This is a genomic window from Methanolobus halotolerans, assembly GCF_004745425.1.
In the GTDB taxonomy this organism is placed as follows: domain Archaea; phylum Halobacteriota; class Methanosarcinia; order Methanosarcinales; family Methanosarcinaceae; genus Methanolobus; species Methanolobus halotolerans.
The window spans coordinates 24,413-40,406 of the sequence record NZ_PGGK01000005.1 but is presented as its reverse complement, the minus strand read 5'-3'; the positions used below and the strand labels follow the sequence as shown (position 1 = coordinate 40,406).

Annotated in this window: 19 protein-coding genes, 1 tRNA gene and 1 pseudogene; 9 read left to right on the top strand and 12 right to left on the bottom strand. The window is 40.5% G+C overall.

The window, feature by feature from the left end; translation table 11 throughout:
* Window positions 1-134: 134 nt before the first annotated feature.
* Window positions 135-323, bottom strand: a complete 189-nt coding sequence (locus CUN85_RS05975) for a phosphoenolpyruvate carboxylase (protein WP_235856222.1) — start codon at window positions 321-323, stop codon at window positions 135-137.
* Window positions 324-504: 181 nt separating this feature from the next.
* Between CUN85_RS05975 and purE the strand changes: the two genes are divergently transcribed.
* On the top strand, window positions 505-984 hold the full coding sequence (gene purE / locus CUN85_RS05970) for a 5-(carboxyamino)imidazole ribonucleotide mutase (RefSeq protein WP_135389421.1): 480 nt from the start codon (window positions 505-507) through the stop codon (window positions 982-984).
* 51 nt (window positions 985-1,035) lie between these two features.
* Here the strand turns inward: purE and CUN85_RS05965 are convergent, their stop codons facing one another.
* Window positions 1,036-1,326, bottom strand: coding sequence for a sugar-specific transcriptional regulator TrmB (locus CUN85_RS05965; protein ID WP_135389420.1), 291 nt, complete (start codon window positions 1,324-1,326; stop codon window positions 1,036-1,038).
* A gap of 36 nt (window positions 1,327-1,362) precedes the next feature.
* Entirely contained in the window at window positions 1,363-2,130 is a 768-nt protein-coding gene (gene purC / locus CUN85_RS05960) for a phosphoribosylaminoimidazolesuccinocarboxamide synthase (RefSeq protein WP_167848806.1), read from the bottom strand.
* 444 nt (window positions 2,131-2,574) lie between these two features.
* Between purC and CUN85_RS05955 the strand changes: the two genes are divergently transcribed.
* Window positions 2,575-3,501 carry a 1-phosphofructokinase family hexose kinase gene (locus CUN85_RS05955; protein WP_135389418.1) on the top strand — a complete coding sequence of 309 codons (927 nt, stop codon included), beginning with the start codon at window positions 2,575-2,577 and terminating at the stop codon, window positions 3,499-3,501.
* A 114-nt stretch (window positions 3,502-3,615) separates the two neighbouring features.
* Window positions 3,616-4,767, top strand: coding sequence for a PQQ-dependent sugar dehydrogenase (locus CUN85_RS05950; protein ID WP_135389417.1), 1,152 nt, complete (start codon window positions 3,616-3,618; stop codon window positions 4,765-4,767).
* 60 nt (window positions 4,768-4,827) lie between these two features.
* Here the strand turns inward: CUN85_RS05950 and CUN85_RS05945 are convergent, their stop codons facing one another.
* The gene (locus tag CUN85_RS05945; RefSeq protein ID WP_135389416.1) at window positions 4,828-5,709 is read right to left on the bottom strand and encodes a mechanosensitive ion channel family protein; all 882 of its coding nucleotides are present in this window, start codon (window positions 5,707-5,709) and stop codon (window positions 4,828-4,830) included.
* Entirely contained in the window at window positions 5,709-6,728 is a 1,020-nt protein-coding gene (locus tag CUN85_RS05940) for a hypothetical protein (RefSeq protein WP_135389415.1), read from the bottom strand. Before CUN85_RS05940 ends, CUN85_RS05945 begins: the two co-directional genes overlap by 1 nt.
* A gap of 334 nt (window positions 6,729-7,062) precedes the next feature.
* On the opposite strand from CUN85_RS05940, the gene CUN85_RS12970 reads away from it, so the two are divergent.
* Both CUN85_RS12970 and CUN85_RS05935 read left to right on the top strand, forming a co-directional pair.
* The gene (locus tag CUN85_RS12970; protein ID WP_167848805.1) at window positions 7,063-7,206 is read left to right on the top strand and encodes a glycosyltransferase family 4 protein; all 144 of its coding nucleotides are present in this window, start codon (window positions 7,063-7,065) and stop codon (window positions 7,204-7,206) included.
* Window positions 7,176-7,607, top strand: a complete 432-nt coding sequence (locus CUN85_RS05935) for a glycosyltransferase family 4 protein (RefSeq protein ID WP_135389414.1) — start codon at window positions 7,176-7,178, stop codon at window positions 7,605-7,607. The genes CUN85_RS12970 and CUN85_RS05935 overlap by 31 nt, the downstream gene beginning before the upstream one ends.
* A 15-nt stretch (window positions 7,608-7,622) precedes the next feature.
* Here the strand turns inward: CUN85_RS05935 and CUN85_RS13655 are convergent, their stop codons facing one another.
* Window positions 7,623-7,901: a DUF6122 family protein gene (locus CUN85_RS13655; RefSeq protein ID WP_394346218.1), complete on the bottom strand. Its 279-nt coding sequence runs from the start codon at window positions 7,899-7,901 to the stop codon at window positions 7,623-7,625.
* Window positions 7,902-8,245: 344 nt separating this feature from the next.
* Here CUN85_RS13655 and CUN85_RS12965 point away from each other — a divergent pair, with 344 nt between their 5' ends.
* Together CUN85_RS12965 and CUN85_RS05930 are read left to right on the top strand one after the other, a co-directional pair.
* Window positions 8,246-8,422, top strand: coding sequence for a hypothetical protein (locus CUN85_RS12965; protein WP_167848818.1), 177 nt, complete (start codon window positions 8,246-8,248; stop codon window positions 8,420-8,422).
* Window positions 8,423-8,703: 281 nt separating this feature from the next.
* Window positions 8,704-9,246: a DJ-1/PfpI family protein gene (locus CUN85_RS05930; protein WP_135389413.1), complete on the top strand. Its 543-nt coding sequence runs from the start codon at window positions 8,704-8,706 to the stop codon at window positions 9,244-9,246.
* A 205-nt stretch (window positions 9,247-9,451) separates the two neighbouring features.
* Here CUN85_RS05930 and CUN85_RS05925 read toward each other — a convergent pair whose 3' ends face one another.
* The 3 genes from CUN85_RS05925 to CUN85_RS05915 form a co-directional block, all read right to left on the bottom strand.
* The gene (locus tag CUN85_RS05925) at window positions 9,452-9,931 is read right to left on the bottom strand and encodes a hypothetical protein (RefSeq protein ID WP_135389412.1); all 480 of its coding nucleotides are present in this window, start codon (window positions 9,929-9,931) and stop codon (window positions 9,452-9,454) included.
* Entirely contained in the window at window positions 9,928-11,520 is a 1,593-nt protein-coding gene (locus CUN85_RS05920; RefSeq protein ID WP_135389411.1) for a BCCT family transporter, read from the bottom strand. Before CUN85_RS05920 ends, CUN85_RS05925 begins: the two co-directional genes overlap by 4 nt.
* Before the next feature lie 261 nt (window positions 11,521-11,781).
* On the bottom strand, window positions 11,782-12,537 hold the full coding sequence (locus CUN85_RS05915; protein ID WP_135389410.1) for an MBL fold metallo-hydrolase: 756 nt from the start codon (window positions 12,535-12,537) through the stop codon (window positions 11,782-11,784).
* An 80-nt stretch (window positions 12,538-12,617) separates the two neighbouring features.
* On the opposite strand from CUN85_RS05915, the gene CUN85_RS05910 reads away from it, so the two are divergent.
* Window positions 12,618-12,701 (top strand) — tRNA-Leu (locus CUN85_RS05910).
* A gap of 139 nt (window positions 12,702-12,840) precedes the next feature.
* On the opposite strand, the gene CUN85_RS05905 is transcribed toward CUN85_RS05910, so the two are convergent.
* Window positions 12,841-13,596 carry a helix-turn-helix transcriptional regulator gene (locus tag CUN85_RS05905; RefSeq protein WP_235856220.1) on the bottom strand — a complete coding sequence of 252 codons (756 nt, stop codon included), beginning with the start codon at window positions 13,594-13,596 and terminating at the stop codon, window positions 12,841-12,843.
* Between the two features lie 742 nt (window positions 13,597-14,338).
* Between CUN85_RS05905 and CUN85_RS13310 the strand changes: the two are divergent.
* Window positions 14,339-14,542, top strand: a pseudogene (locus CUN85_RS13310) (IS5/IS1182 family transposase); the annotation flags it as partial.
* Between the two features lie 218 nt (window positions 14,543-14,760).
* On the opposite strand, the gene CUN85_RS05895 reads toward CUN85_RS13310, so the two are convergent.
* On the bottom strand, window positions 14,761-14,940 hold the full coding sequence (locus tag CUN85_RS05895; protein WP_135389408.1) for a hypothetical protein: 180 nt from the start codon (window positions 14,938-14,940) through the stop codon (window positions 14,761-14,763).
* 47 nt (window positions 14,941-14,987) lie between these two features.
* Window positions 14,988-15,770, bottom strand: a complete 783-nt coding sequence (locus CUN85_RS05890) for a helix-turn-helix transcriptional regulator (protein WP_135389407.1) — start codon at window positions 15,768-15,770, stop codon at window positions 14,988-14,990.
* Window positions 15,771-15,994 lie beyond the last annotated feature (224 nt).

Genomic DNA, 15,994 nt, shown 5'->3' with positions numbered 1-15,994 from the left:
ATATCAATCTCGTTTAAGGTGTTCAAGTATTTGCAATGTTCTGAAAAATGAATTTCCATAGTCTTTTTTGTCTATTCTTGCAATACTTCGTAGCTCATCAATGCGTTTTGTATACTCTTCATTAATGATGGACTCTAATCCCTCATCCCATTTTGATGATATGGTGTGGTCTTTCCTTCGTAGTCAGGCATGTATTCATCGCAGCCATATCGTGTGACAGCTTCAACGGCTTCTGCAATCTCTTCCTGGGTAGAGATGTACTTCGACACTGAATCCGGATGCTGTGTACACATCACTTTTGGAAATTCAATCTTTGATCTCATATTTGAATCACACCTGCTATGATTAATTATGATAAATTATTTAAAATTATTGTAACATATGAGTCTATAGGAGAGTTTATGACAAATGAAAACGTCCAAAATTGCAAGGATATGAATATATTTAAATATATTATCATATATTCGCATACACTTTCATAACATTGAATTAAAAGGTGAATCGATGACCGATGTAACAGTAATACTGGGAAGCAAATCAGACAGGGATATAGCAAAAAAAACGATAGGAATCTTCGATAAATTCGGAATCGATTATGAAATTACAGTCGCATCAGCACACAGAACACCCAGCAGGGTAATTGAGATAATTGACGAAGCACATAAGAACGATGTCAAAGTCTTCATAGCTGTGGCGGGGCTTGCAGCGCATCTTCCCGGTGTGGTGGCAGCACACACAATAAAACCGGTTATCGGAGTTCCTGTGAATGCCGAGCTTGATGGAAATGATTCCCTGCTCTCGATAGTTCAGATGCCACCGGGTATTCCGGTTGCTTGTGTGGGAATTGGGAGAGGAGACAACGCCGGCATTCTCGCAGTTCAGATTATGGCTGTCAATAACAGGGAAATGGAAGTAAAACTGACAGATTACAGAAAAGAACTTGCCGATAAAGTAGAGAGAGATGCACTCAGTTTATTCGAATAGATTCAGGTAAAATCAGTAGTAACTCAAAATATTTTTAGAGGAAGATGAGTATCAATCATAATATTCGCCTTCCATCTTCTTCAAAACTTCTTTTCCCGTGCTTGTTAAAACATATTTTTTCCAAGTTGCTTTTTCAGGAGTCAGACATTTTATCAGATCCTTATCCTCGAACTCCTTCAAAGCGCGGCTGATATTCTGTGTCGATCTGTTCGTTTCATGGGCAATATCGGAAGCTTTGATAATATTATGATCTTTCATAGCCTCCATTAGTACCAGACGTCGATCGACACTTATAACCCATATAAGCAGTTCGTCTAAAGAATTCTCATTCAGATTCTCCATAAAGGTCTCCTCATATCCAATTGTCTGGTGTTATGTTTAGATATTGTTTTTCTGTAATTTGTTGAACAATTCCCTGTAAGCAACGGTCAGGTCTCCAATATTTTTTCTGAACACATCTTTGTCAAGACTAGCTATAAATCCTTTCTCAAATTCATCCTTTTTCCAGAAACGACACCCATCCGGGGTGCCAACCTCATCAGCAAGGATTATTTCACCATCAGGGGTTCTTCCATACTCTACCTTGAAATCTGCCAGTATTATACCACTGGAAGTCAGTTCCTGACTTATTATATCATTTATTCTTTTTGTAAGATCCCTTATATATTCTATTTCCTCTTCACTTAACCAGCCATTGGATATTATTTCGTCTGTGGCTACAGGTCTGTCCACGGCTTCGAACTTAGTGGTGAACTCGATCATTCCGCCGGGTATTAGCGAACCTTCTTCTGTTCCCACGCCTTGGGGAAGTGTAATGTCGCCTGCCAAATATCTGCGCAAAAGGGAACCTGCCATGTAATTTCGCCAGATGACCTCAACAGGCACTATGTCCAGACGTTTGACGAGCATACTTGTTGGAGTCGGGCATTCAATATAGTGCGTAGGAATACCGTTTTTTTCCAGTATCTTGAACCAGTATTCAGCTATTTTGCACGTGATTTCTCCTTTTTCATTATATTCAGATTTCTTCTTGCCATCAAAAGCAGTTACCCTGTCAGTAAATTCAAAAATGAGGGTGTCGTTTGAGTTTTCATAGATATCCTTTGCCTTTCCTGAAGAAACATACTTAAGATTCTCTTTTTGCATATGCCATAGATTGCACCTCTTGTTTAAATAACTTGTCATATGTTTTAATATATCTGAATCGAGTAATTTTTTGTAAGCCAATGATTTTAAATACACACTTTAAAATTTTATTTCTGTGATATAGATATTGGTAGCTTGGCAGTTAATGTATTTCTTTAAAACCCACTTTGACAGTCAAAACTAATAAATGTGTTCCACTGTTCTTAGCAAATAGAAAAAAGGCAGGGGCTCATCTCTTTGATTTGCCTGTAAAATGAACTAACGTATACTAACGTATATTATATTCTTGTATAAGTAAAAAAGTATCATTTTTTGGCTATGTAGTTCATTTGGATTACATACAATTATGGCATACACTTCAACCCTGTATCCCCATATAATATGGGATTGAATATAAGGTAAGGACTGAAGATTATATTATCGTGAATTTATGGAGAAATGCCTGTGAATACGATCATTACACTGACAATGAACCCTGCTATTGACAAGAGCACCAGCACGGAGCACGTGATACCTGAGCACAAATTGTACTGTAAGCCTGCAAACTACGAACCGGGAGGTGGTGGTGTCAACGTCTCCAGAGCTATAAAAAAACTGGGAGGGGAATCCCTGTTGGTCTATCCTTCGGGTGGCATGGCCGGACAGATGCTCAATACGCTCCTGAATCAGGAAGAGGTTAAACAGAAACCTCTGTCAATCAAAGAAATGACGCGGGAAAATCTTATAGTCCTGGAAGAATCCACCGGACAGCAGTATCGTTTCGGGATGCCTGGACCACAACTTACCAGAGAAGAATGGGAGCGCTGTCTCCGGGAACTGTCCTCAGCCGATTCGGTAGCGGATTACCTCGTCGTCAGCGGAAGCCTTCCTCTTGGTGTACCTTCAGACTTCTATGCACGCGTAGCGCGTACGGGAAAGGACATAGGAGCCAGGGTTGTTGTAGATGCATCCGGCGATGCACTGAAACAGGCCTTAGAAGAAGGGATATATCTGATCAAACCCAACATACGCGAATTCAGCAGCCTCATAGGTCAGGATGTAATGGAGGAATCAGATATGCTGGAAGAGGGCATGAAGCTAATAAAGACAGGCCAGTGCAAGGTTATCGTCATATCACTGGGGGCCGCCGGTGCACTGCTTGTTTCGGAGGAAATCGTAGAGCGCATGGTCCCGCCCACAGTTCCCATTAGCAGCAAAGTAGGAGCTGGCGACAGCATGGTTGCAGGCATTGTCCTGGGGCTGTCAAGGGGTAAAACACTAAGAAAGGCAGTCCTGTACGGGCTGGCTGCCGGTTCTGCTGCAGTCATGACCCCTGGTACGGAACTTTGCAGGAAGGAAGATACGGATCGTTTGTATGCAAAGATGACATAAGGATCCGGTTGTCAGACAACTGTAAAGATATGGGCAATTGTGTTAGCATTATCTGATACCGTACAAATACAAATAAAGTATCGCCACCAATTCCACTATGGGAGTGATATTGATATGAGATCAGTGAACAACTCTGTTTTTTCCGCATCATTAGCATCATTATTGATTGTAGTTCTTTTAGCAAGTATTCTGCTGATTTCCGGGTGCGTTAATCCCCAGGGGGAAGCAGATATTCCCGAAGCCAATAATTTATCCTCCGGGAATGAAGCGGATCAACTTCTTACTGTAGCTGTTGCAGAGAACCTTGAGGTACCATGGGATCTTGATTTCCTGCCGGACGGTAGCATTATTTTGACTGAGAGACCTGGTAATATCCGTTTGATAGATACTGAGCAGGGACTTCTTGCCGAGCCACTGGCAACTATAGACGAAGTGGTTCCGACAGGAGAGGGAGGATTACTTGGAATAGCAGCTCACCCCGATTTTGAAAACAACAGCTTCATCTACATTTATTACACATACAATGAGGAAGGTGATTTGTATAATAAAGTCGTCAGGTTCAGTTTACAGGACAGGGAATTCACAGAGGATCAGGTTATCATAGATGCCATTCCTGCAAGTGGCATACATAACGGGGGCAGGATCAGATTCGGGCCGGATGGCCTTTTGTACATTACTACAGGAGACGCGGGAGTTCCCTCTTTTGCACAGGATACCGGATCACTTGCAGGGAAGATACTACGAACAACAGATGTAGGTAGCATTCCTGAAGACAATCCCTTTGGGGATTCTCCGGTCTATACTTTCGGTCATCGTAATCCACAGGGACTTGCATGGGATGAACAGGGACGGCTATGGGCTACAGAGCATGGTTCCAGAGCTCATGACGAACTGAACCTGATCGAAGCCGGAAATAACTATGGATGGCCGGAAATAATCGGTTATGAAACGGCTGATGGTATGGAATCACCCGTAATCCACAGTGGCAGTAACACATGGGCCCCCTCTGGTGCAGCATATCATAACGACTCTGTTTTCTTTGCAGGTCTTAGGGGCCAGAGCCTGTATCAAGCATCCCTCGACCCAGGTGCAGACCCTGTAGATGTTGAATTACAAAGCCATTTCAACGGGGAATTTGGAAGACTTAGGAATGTTGTGACAGGACCTGACGGAAACCTATATATACTTACAAGCAACCGGGACGGGAGGGGCAATCCTGTTAGCAGTGACGACAGAATGATAAGAGTAGATGTCAGCAAACTGTGAGCATTCTTCATTTCAACCTTTTTTCTTTTATTCTTATATATCACTGTAATTGACCACGATTCAGATATTAGTAAAATCATTGCGATCGCTCCTGTCAGAGGAACGTCTGTCAGAATCGTCTCTTTTTTGGTAGTATCCTGGGAAGAACGCTTCCGGAGCTTTGATGCCATACTTTGAGAAAGCCTTCCAGCTTCGCCTGGTGATATCCGACCTGAACTTGAATTCGTATCTCAGGTCATTGACATACGCCTTGACACGTACCCGCAGATGAGAGGGGAATTCATTCAGGAGTATTGTGATCTGGTGATCTTCATCCAGATAGATATATTTTGAAGTAAAAGCCGCCTCTTCTGTTATTCTCATAGCCAGATATGCGTCTGACTTTGGATCCATGAACATATCAGTGACAATCATCATCTCTGAACTTCCGTAATTACCACTTGCAACACTTTCTGTAAAGATCAGACTGTTTGGTGCCGAAACCGTATTATCATCAGGGGTTTTGAGTTTAGTTGCCCTGAGACCTATATCTACAACTTCTCCATAGTAATCTCCCATTTTTATCTGATCCCCTACATGATAGGGATTCTCAAGTATGACCACTATCCCTCCCACAAGATCTGAAAAAAGATCTTTCAGGCCAAACCCCAGTATAGCACCAGTGACCGCACTAAAAGCCACAACCTGGGAAGATGAAAGTGCCAGCACATACGAAGCGATGAGATACAATACAACAAAATACACCGATATCTTGATGATGGGTGCGATCATACGGATCCTGACCCTGTGCTGTTCAAATCTTTCAGATAAACGAAGAAGGATGAAAACGATTACTCTTATGAACAGGTAAGAGGAAATGATCAGTAAAACTACCTGAAGTACAACCTCAACACTCAAAATTGAGAGTAAGACCTCTGCAGGACTCGGATTGGAGTCTGACATCAGGTCAGCCTCGCTTTTTTGGCAATTGATCCTAAATATTTGATCGCTTCAGGACTTACCGCACATATATTATTTTTAACCTCGACCAGATTATGCTTTCTCAGAAGCGCCAGGGATCTTGTTATATCAATCTCATCTCCAATAGTGTCTTCAAGGACATCCAGGGATACCCTGCCCATTGAAAATATCAAAAAGCCAATGAATGTCGTATCATAGTCAAGTTCTGCATCAAAGGATGGTGTGTAAATCTCATCGACCTTTATAGTAGAGTTTTGAAGGCTTTTTTGCCATATTATCCTGGATAACGGTATATTACCGGATGAAATGTTCTTTATTTTAACAAATGCCATATCTTCAAGTGTTAGATCTTTCTTTTTTTCTTGTCCATTGTATAGTTTTTCCTTTATCAGACTGTAGTTAAGTTTTAAAAAAGGGATATTAATTGTCCTTTCAAGCCTTTTGATCTGGAGGGTATATTTCCTAAACTCAATGAAATGCTCTATGGTATTTTTGTTATCAGGCTCAAATATAACTTCACCTGTATCGTAAGGAGACATCAGAACGGTTTTGATGTCCTCTGCTTCTAATTCAGGCAGATATATCTGGCAGGGAAAGTGTTTCTCAATATGGAGTACTTTACTAAGATATTCCCATGAGAACAGATTCCAGGAAGTTATGAACATATAATCCGGATGATTTGCGATATAGTTGAGTAATTTCTCAAGCGCATCAAATCCATCCACTCTTCTTCTGTAAAGCAGATGGCAGTCATCAATGAAAAAAAGCTTTTCTTGGTCGTTTCTAAGTAATTCCCCCCAGTCACGTTTGTAATTTCCATTACAGGAGATTTTCACTTTGCTAGAAATAATCGGGAACTGATAGTACATAAAATCCATAAAAGTTGTTTTGCCTGCATAAGGTCCTGCTATTATGGCGATATTAACAGCCTGTTCAGAGCCAGACATGCTGATGGCTTTTTCTACCTTTTCTCTTTCCTTATCGAATCCCAGTATATTCATAGGTATGCTACAGACCCCCTTTCCCATCTCTAGCTATTAAATAAGTTCAGTGAAACAAATATAAGTAGTCATCTATTCAAAGATCAAGGGTGTTGGAAGCTGGAAACTGTGGATTACTAATGCAGATAATGCAGGTTATTTTAATCAATTAATATTAATCAACTGTACACAATATGTCTCTCTTTTTCAATAGCGTTTAAAAATACATTTTTCTATTAGATTCAATAAGAATCAGATTAAGTAAAGTAAAGAACTATTTCCTCTTGGTTAAAGAAGCACTTTTTTTCCGAGATTCAGGAAAAATGCTTCCAATTAGGAGAAGGGGACACCGGGTATGAAATATGAGCTCATATTTGCAGGCAGGCTCATATGGGATAAGAATCTGGATATGGTCATCAGGGTTACAGTTCTTCTCGAAAAGGATATCCTGGTATCAGATGCTGCATTATGGGCAAGGGACCGCAAAAAAAGAGCCTGATTGACCTTGAAAAAAAGTTGCATATAAGTGAGAATGTATATTTTGAAGACTTCATGGATTATAATCTGCTGATAGAAAAACAGAGAGATTCAAAGGTTTTCCTCATGCCATCAAGCCGGGAAGGCTTTGGCATAAGTGTAATAGAAGCATACGCCTGTGGTGTCCCTGTGATCACTGTGAACCAAGAACACAACGCAGCCCAATATCTGGTCAGCGACGGGATGGATGGTTTTGTGGTCCCGCTGGACGAAAAAAAGATCGCTGCAGGAATCAGAAAGTTACTTTTTGAAGAGAACTACGAGGCCTTTTTAACGGCTGCCAGAAAGAAGGCAAACCAATATGACTGGGAGATCATAATCGAGCAGTCCAGACAGGCAGTTAATATAAAAGCTGTGGAATAAGCTTTTTACTGTTTATTAATCAACTTGAAACCGATGATGTAACCAGTCCAGGAAGAAATGGAACAGTATCCCCAGACCTAACCATCTGTAAAGGGTGATGAGCATGATAACAGATATGATCGAAAGGGGCAGCCATTTTTGATGCAGTATATGCGTTCCGAATGAATTCCTGGAGGAATCATTGACAGGAGACGTCAGCAAATGGTCCAGATCGATCAAATTTGCACCTATGAAGTAACACGTATCTCTTTTTCCCAGCTTCCTCAAAATACTAATAGATAGAGACAAAAACACATGATAGACGATATCCAAGAATTCCACCTTATATTGTTATTGAAATCTGTCGAAGATAATATTAACGATGCTGGCGATCAGGTCCACAAAGACAAAAAAGGTCCTGAATAACAAGCAAACGGGCAAATACATAATAATCTGCATTATAAAAGTTTTTGGGATACATCTAGACCAGTTCCCTGTAAACCTCATAGGTCTGTTCAACCATACGCCGGACCGAAAACACCATCAAGAATGTAAAGGTATTCGAATACGTACCCGGGGCAAAGATATACGGATCAGCAGAGCCAAGCCAGCCGGTTTATGCAAGGGTTAAGGTCACATCCGACCATTAAAAGCAGTTTATATATGAGAAGGTAGCTGCAGCGGATGGGTCAGGACACTATGAGATGAGGGTATCTTATTCTACAAGTGGCAGTGATTCCGAGATAAGTACAGACCCGCATTATGTTATATTCCTTGAGGATGCGACCGCTTCACAGGAAGTTGCTGTCAGTGAAGAGGATATTTATGCAAGTTAATGAGATAGGTGGACCTGGTATAACCCGGTCTCTATGCTGTCTTTTTTTAGATACCGGCAGTCTGCAAGATATCGATAGCAAGTTTCAATTGAGATATATAGATCGGGAGCTTCCGAAACCACCTGATCAAAATCCACGCCTTCCTTCTGTTTATCTAAACGCGTTACGTATAAGTAGCAGAAAATAAATCTATTTCTTGAACACTAATAATGGCGACTGTTGTATAAAGTGGAAGACAGGACCGAAGACAGTTACAGATTAATTTAATATCGAGTGATAATATGAGTTCAGCAGATTTAGAGGATAAAAAGATCCTAATGGTTGTAGCACAGCGCAATTTCAGGGATGAGGAGTTCTTCGAACCAAGAGAGATATTTGAGGATATGTATATCGACGTTACCGTAGCAAGCAACAGCACAGAGGATGCCGAAGGTACTCTTGGCAGAAAAATTAAACCTGATATAAGTATAGATGATGCGATAGCAGCGAACTATGATGCCATTGTTATAGCAGGCGGTGGTGGTTCAAGGGAGTATCTCTGGTCCAATGAGAAGCTCCATGAGCTTGTAAGGAATGCTATCGAACATGAAAAAGTAGTTGCAGCCATCTGTATATCTCCTGTTGTCCTGGCAAAGGCCGGAATTCTCAAGGACAGAAGGGCTACGGTGTTCAAGGATGCTGCCTGCATCAAGGAACTCAAGAATTGCAAGGCGGTATATGAAGATGAGGATGTCATAATTTCAGATAATGTAGTTACCGGCCGTGATCCAAAATGTGCAGAGAAATTCGGCGAGGCAGTTCTGGAAGCCCTTTCCAGGAACTGAACCGGTCACTCTGCCGGTAATTTTCTTATCAGGTGGTTTACTTTTTAATATAATTCTCAATATCCTGTCCTATAAGTTGTAATCTATAGCCAAAAATAAAAACAGTATGATGATCTTGAAAATAAAGAATAATTTTTACTGACGGTAACTGAAGAAGAGACTGTGTAACTTGTGGACTTGTGCTTCCCCTGCTGCCCTTTTATCATCAATAATTGATCCATTTAGCATATTCATTAACAAAAATCTCGACGATATCGTCCCTGGAAAGATCGTTTATGTCATATTCACTGATACTACCACTTCTGAGTAGTATTTCCACTTTGGGCTTTCTTGGCTGGCTCTCATCAGCATGTTCAGGGAAAGCAAAACCTGCTTTCTGATAAGCTCTGCCCTGTATCTCAAAGTAGAACTCTTCCACCTGTCCATCGGGTTTGGTATCAGAAGGAGCATACACTATCAGGGAAGCAGAATTCAAGCCGGTATCATCAACATCGATCACAACGGTCCGCCCGTGTTTTTCAATTTCTTCTTTCAGGTCATCATAGGCCGGAAAGACCACATGCCTGAAGAAATCCCGCATATTGAGCTCTGCGAATTTAACATGCATCTCCCGAACTGTACGAAGTTCTGAATCATCATTTTCCGACCGGAAGATCTCACGTAGTTTTCTTTTCCACCCACTCATCTCTTCTCACCACTGAATAGTTCACTCACTAATGTTTTGGCTTTGTTGTTTGATGTATGTTCCGGTAACATTTCTTCCGGTCCTGGAGTCCTGTGATCTCTAGTATCAGCTTTCAGCCCCTTATAGATACTGTAACACATCAGGATGAGCACGATACAGAAGGGCAGAGAGGTTGTAAGTGCAGCGGTCTGCAAGCCTACAAGGCCCCCTGTTAACAAAAGAACAGCAGCAACCGCGCCCTGTAGAAGCGACCAGAAAAGCCTTAGCGCAACAGCGGGCCGGGGATTGCCTCCGGAAGAGAGTATGGATATTACAAGGGAACCCGAATCGGAAGATGTTACAAAAAAGGTCATGACAACGATGGTGGCAAGAGCTGAACTTAGTATGGAACCCGGTAATTTATCCAGCAGAACATAAAGCGCTGTGGGGATGCTTGTCTCCACTGCCTGGACTATCCCTCCATTACCGAAAACTTCCATATGTATTGCTGTGTTGCCGAAGACAACTATCCATATGAAGGTGATTATCACAGGAGCAAGCAGAACACCCCGGATAAACTCACGAATTGTGCGGCCACGGGATATACGGGCAATGAACATGCCTACAAAAGGAGACCACGAGATCCACCAGCCCCAGTAGAACATGGTCCACATCTTCTGCCACTGAACACCGGTAAAAGCATCTGTCTGGAACGTTAGAGTAACAATATGTTGCAGATAATAACCTATGCTCTGTACATAAGAGCTTAAAAGAAATACCGAGGGACCCATTATAAAAACAAAGATGACAAGTGTAAGCCCGAGAAGAATGTTCATCTGGCTTAACAGGCGTATGCCCCGATCAAGTCCGGATGCTACTGAAATGGTAGCTGCCAGGGTTATGAATACAATGAGAATTATCTGGTTATTCACGGATACCGACATCAGGCCAAGGTAATCCATGCCGGCATTAATCTGCATCACACCCAGGCCAAGTGAAGTGGCAACTCCGAACAGTGTACCGAATATTGCCAGCACTTCCACTATATCACCGTGTATGCCATATATCCTGTCGCCGAATATCGGATACATTGTAGAGCGAATGGTAAGCGGCATATCGTGCCTGTAGGAAAAATACGCAAGTGAAAGACCCACTACAATGTAAATGGCCCAGGCATGTAGCCCCCAGTGGAAAAAGGTGATATTCATGGCTTCAACTGCTGCTTCAACGGTACCGGGTGCGGTTTCCCTGGGTGAGGAGAAATGAATAATGGGCTCGGCAACACTGTAAAAGAGAAGACCGATACCCATACCTGCACTGAAAAGCATTGCAAACCATGTCGTGTCTTTGTATTCAGGCCTGTCAGATTCTTTACCCAGGCGTATGGTCCCATAAGGGCTGAAGTAGAGCCAGATCACAAATCCAAGGAAAAATGCTACCGAAATAATGTAGAACCAGCCCAGATTATCGACTATTATATCCTGGAGAGTTGTGAAAGCAACTGATAGCTCTTCCGTCAAAAGAACTCCCAGGGCCACAAAGAACAGTACCAGGACTGCCGATACATAAAAGACATGTGAATTTATAGGGGAACTGGGAACTCCGTCCATAGATAACTCCTGTAATCTATACTATTGGCAGACAGGGAAATTACAAAAGACTTTCGACTAAGGTTTATCCAGTTCGTGTGTGTCCGCCAGTTCATATCGGCCCTGCAGAGTGTCTGTCCGGATCAAATTCATCTGGCCTGAATTGGAAAAGAGCGTCAATATCAGACCCGCGTTAAAATTAACATTCTCAATGAGTTAACATAAAAAGAGAAGGTTGCAAGGACACTATAAGTTGTTGCCTTTTAGCTTTGTGCTGCTTTCTCAGACCACAATTTCCAGCAGGTCCGAGGCTATCCTCACTTCATTGCTAAAGTATTGACTTACGTGATCCATTGCTTCCTGCTCGTGCCCCTGCATATGGGGGTAGAGGTGGATAAAGTACAGAATTTTCACATACAGCGGGGTCTGCTTAAGCACATCGGTGAACATGTCCGGTGTGGTGTGGTTGTCTGTTTCAAAACCCAGCGGAAAGGAGCATTCGTGTATCATGACATCGGCTTCCCGGGAGAACTCGAATACAGGTTTTGATGGTTCGGTGTCACCTGTGTAGACCACTATCTTTTTCCCGCATTCCACACGATATGCCAGTGAAGGTGTGCTGTGAACGGTTGGTATGCAGCTGATATTACAATCGGTTCCTTTGGGAGTGAATGTCTCGCCTCCTGCAAGTTCGGTAATCTCAACTTCAAATCTCCCCTGAAGGTAATCATAGGTATCTATTACTTTGCCAAACCATTCCTGCGTCCCCTGCGGCCCGAAAATGCGCATCTTCGTCTTACCCTTCAGCCAGTTTGCCTTGAGCAGTGCAAGCACATCTCCCACATGGTCAAGATGCAGATGTGTCAGCACAATGTTCTCAATGTCCGTATGTGTATACCCCGCCTCCGCGATTCGCCCGAGAACACCACAGCCGCAATCGAATAGCACCGGCTTTCCAATCATCTCCATTATAAGCCCGGACTGTACTCGCCCAGCCTGGGGTATCCCGACTCCTGTTCCAAGAAATCTTATCTTCATAATTGCTATAATAAGGCTTAAGTAACTTAATTGTATTTATCAGGTGTTCAAAACATACTGACAACAGTATGCTCTTTATTGCGAGGGTTGCCCAGCTGGTCAAAGGCGCTGGACTTAAGATCCAGTATCGAAGGATTTCGAGGGTTCAAATCCCTCCCCTCGCATGCGTTTTTTGGGATATATACAACTAAGAAAAAGTGTACGATGTTTTGCGATGAATATACACAACCGAATTTAAATCATGGAAAAATTTAACTGTTAAAATCTAACGTGTTTTACCTGATACAATTATAATTTTAAAAGTTAAATGTCAGTTATTGGTATAGAGTCCTCCAGGTAATACTCAAAAAGTTCTTTTCCCCATTCTAATGCATCTTTATCATCACTGAGAACATATTTAACATCAAACTCACCATTTGTTTTAAATTGTCTCATAAAAAAGTAGTAATCATTACAGGCAATACCAGTTACTTTAAGATCCTGGTTGTATACAAATAAATGGAATATTCCGCTTTCCATAAACTTCTCAAGTTGACCCGAGTTTTCTGATTTAAAAGTGTCAATAACATCTGGAGGCATTATTAAATATGTTTCCACATTATTTGATATGAGATCTGATAAAAGTATATGGAATGATGGATGGAAAAAAGTTATTACTCCGCGGTGAGATTTCGATATTGAAGATGTCTTCCAGACTTTTTCGTTGAGTCTATAAATATCAGTAATAGAAGGGTTTACCACCTCGAGCTTTCTGATTTTATATATTTCATTAAAAAGCTTTGGTGGAATGAAACTAATATCGTGAGTCCCCCAGTAATCAATATCAGTCTCAAAAACTTCAAGAGTGTTTAATAGAGGGACTATATTATCAACTACCAGTTTTCCAATAGTTGTTAGTTCATAGATATCTTCATAATGGTTAACAAGATGATTTTCCTCTAGGATCTTTATTTGTGGAAGTAATGCTTGCCTTGTTGTTTTTAATGACTTAAGAAGAAACTCCATTTCTTGCTTGCCATCCTGTAAATGTAGAAGCATATTTTTTCTCTTTTCTGACATGACCAGAACATCGCACAGTGGTTTATGCATTTACAATACATCCTATAAAATTTGTTTATTATGCTGTAACATTTTTTCCTCTAGAAGCGTTATTTGTGGAAGTAGTGCTTACCTTGTTGTTTCCAGTGACTTAAGAAGAAACTCAATGTCTTTTGCTTCGTCTTGTAAATGCAGGAGAAGTCCTTTTCTCTTTTTTTACATGACTGGAACATCGCACAGTGGTTTATACATTTAGAATACATCCGATAAAGTTGTGTTTTTTATAATGGAACATTTGACTAATATAATTATTGGTTGTTCATTACAACTAAATCAAATTGCATCTAATCAATTAATATAATCGTTCTTAGAATTTGATGAGTTAAAAGCTTTAACTTCTCATATTTATAATTTTCTATATGCATAAGTTGATTAACAAAAAATTAATATTCTAATTTTAAAATTTGAAGAGCTAAACCTTAAGTCTCTCATATTTATAATTTGCTATTTGTGGCTCTGTAGAAAACCTATTTCCTATTTTATTTATTCTGTAATTGTTTAAAAAGATTAAAACCCAAAGTGTTACTTGCTACGGAAAACACAAAGGGGATGTTTAGTGCTTCGTTCCAGATTGGAAATCTGGAACTTCCATTAAATCTTCGATTTGATGGTAGAGTAACAAGTACTTAAAGTTTGTTGATGCAGCGCTAGCTGCATCAGGAAACTCACATTTGCAGATATACAGTTGTAAGTATTCCAAGATTACCATAACAGAAGCCTAGTTGAAACTATGTTTTCAGTGCTCAAAAGGAAATATGGTGAGGAGTTAAAGGCCAGAAAGTACCGGAATCAGGTAAAAGAGATTAAAATAAAACTAATAGTAAACAACCTTGGCAGGTGTGCCAAGGTTGTCAATATGATTCAAACGAGGTTTTCTACAGAGCCGCATTTTCTTCATATAATGTAATGTTCCCTTTGAAAATCCCATTCCCCTCCATCCAGGATAGGAAATACTCAGAATCTTTAACCTGATTTCCTCCAAATCCGTCCTTTCAACAGCATAAGCTGGTTTACTAAAATCAAGATTTTTTTATTTTCTCAACATGATACTGAGCAAATTTCCTAATCTTCAGTAACAAGGCACAACTCCATATTACAGATTGTTTATGATAAAGAATTCTCTTTTCATCCATTTACTGTACGGTGCTTCCATGCATACCATATGATCAGTGCTGAAGCTACGACTGCTGAAAGTGTGATTAGTGCACCGCCCCAGTATGCAGACTGTATAGCTTCAATTACGCTAAAGGACCATATGACAGCAAAGACCACGGCCACGATGATATTTAACCAGCGATTCGGCATCCTGATACCAGAAACTGAATAAAAAGAATTGAGAGATTAAATCTTGATCAGATTTTGTTGATTGGTTTTGAATCCTTGAGGTAATAGTCAAAAAGATCTTTTCCCCATTTAAGCGCATTTTCTGTACTACACAGTAGATATTTATTATCAAGATCCCCATCATTCTTTATTGGGTTTATGACAATATGGAAATCATCAAATGTAAAGAACAGGAAGTTCATTTTTTTATTGTAAACGTATAGATTAAAATAACCACTTTTGATGAAAAGCTTAAAGTGTTCAGTGGATTCAGTTCTGACTTTATTGAACAAATTCTCAGAGATAATGTAGTTTATACTGATTTTATTATCTATCATCTCAGTGAATCTTGATTGATAATCTGGATAAAAGAGGTTACCAACTGAATAGATCGACTCTGTTATTTTAGTTTCATGGTAAGTTTTGTGCAGGGAATATAATTCCGTAAGTGAAGGAGTTATAATTTCACATTCTTGCAGATCATTTATTCTTTTCAACAGATAAGGGGGAACAAAATCAAAGTTATGGGTTCCCCAGTAATCAATATCAACGTCCAAAACTTCAAGCGTGCTTAACAGAGGAGCTATCTTGTCAACTAAAAGAGATCCAATAGTTGTCAATTCATAGGTATCATTAAATTGTGAGACCAGATGATGTTCCTCAAGTATTCTGATCTGGGGAAGTAGCGACTGTCTTGTTGTTTTTAGTAACTCAAGAAGAGTACCCATTTCCTGAGGGCCTTCCTGTAATATCAGGAGTGTGGTTTTTCGCTTTTCTGAGGCAAATACTATATCCAGCAATGATCTCTTCATTCAAGCCACAACCCATAAACAAATCTTTTTATAATATAGTTTAATGTGTAACATATATACATATTTTGTTTGAAAATGCACATATTGACTGCTTTTTATCGACTGGAATAAAGTAAAAAAAATGGTAAGTATCAAAGTCCACTTACCAAATCACTCACCTCCTTTGTACTGAAATTGTACATCCCATCACTCAAAATCTGCCCTTCGCTCTCTTTAAAGTACTA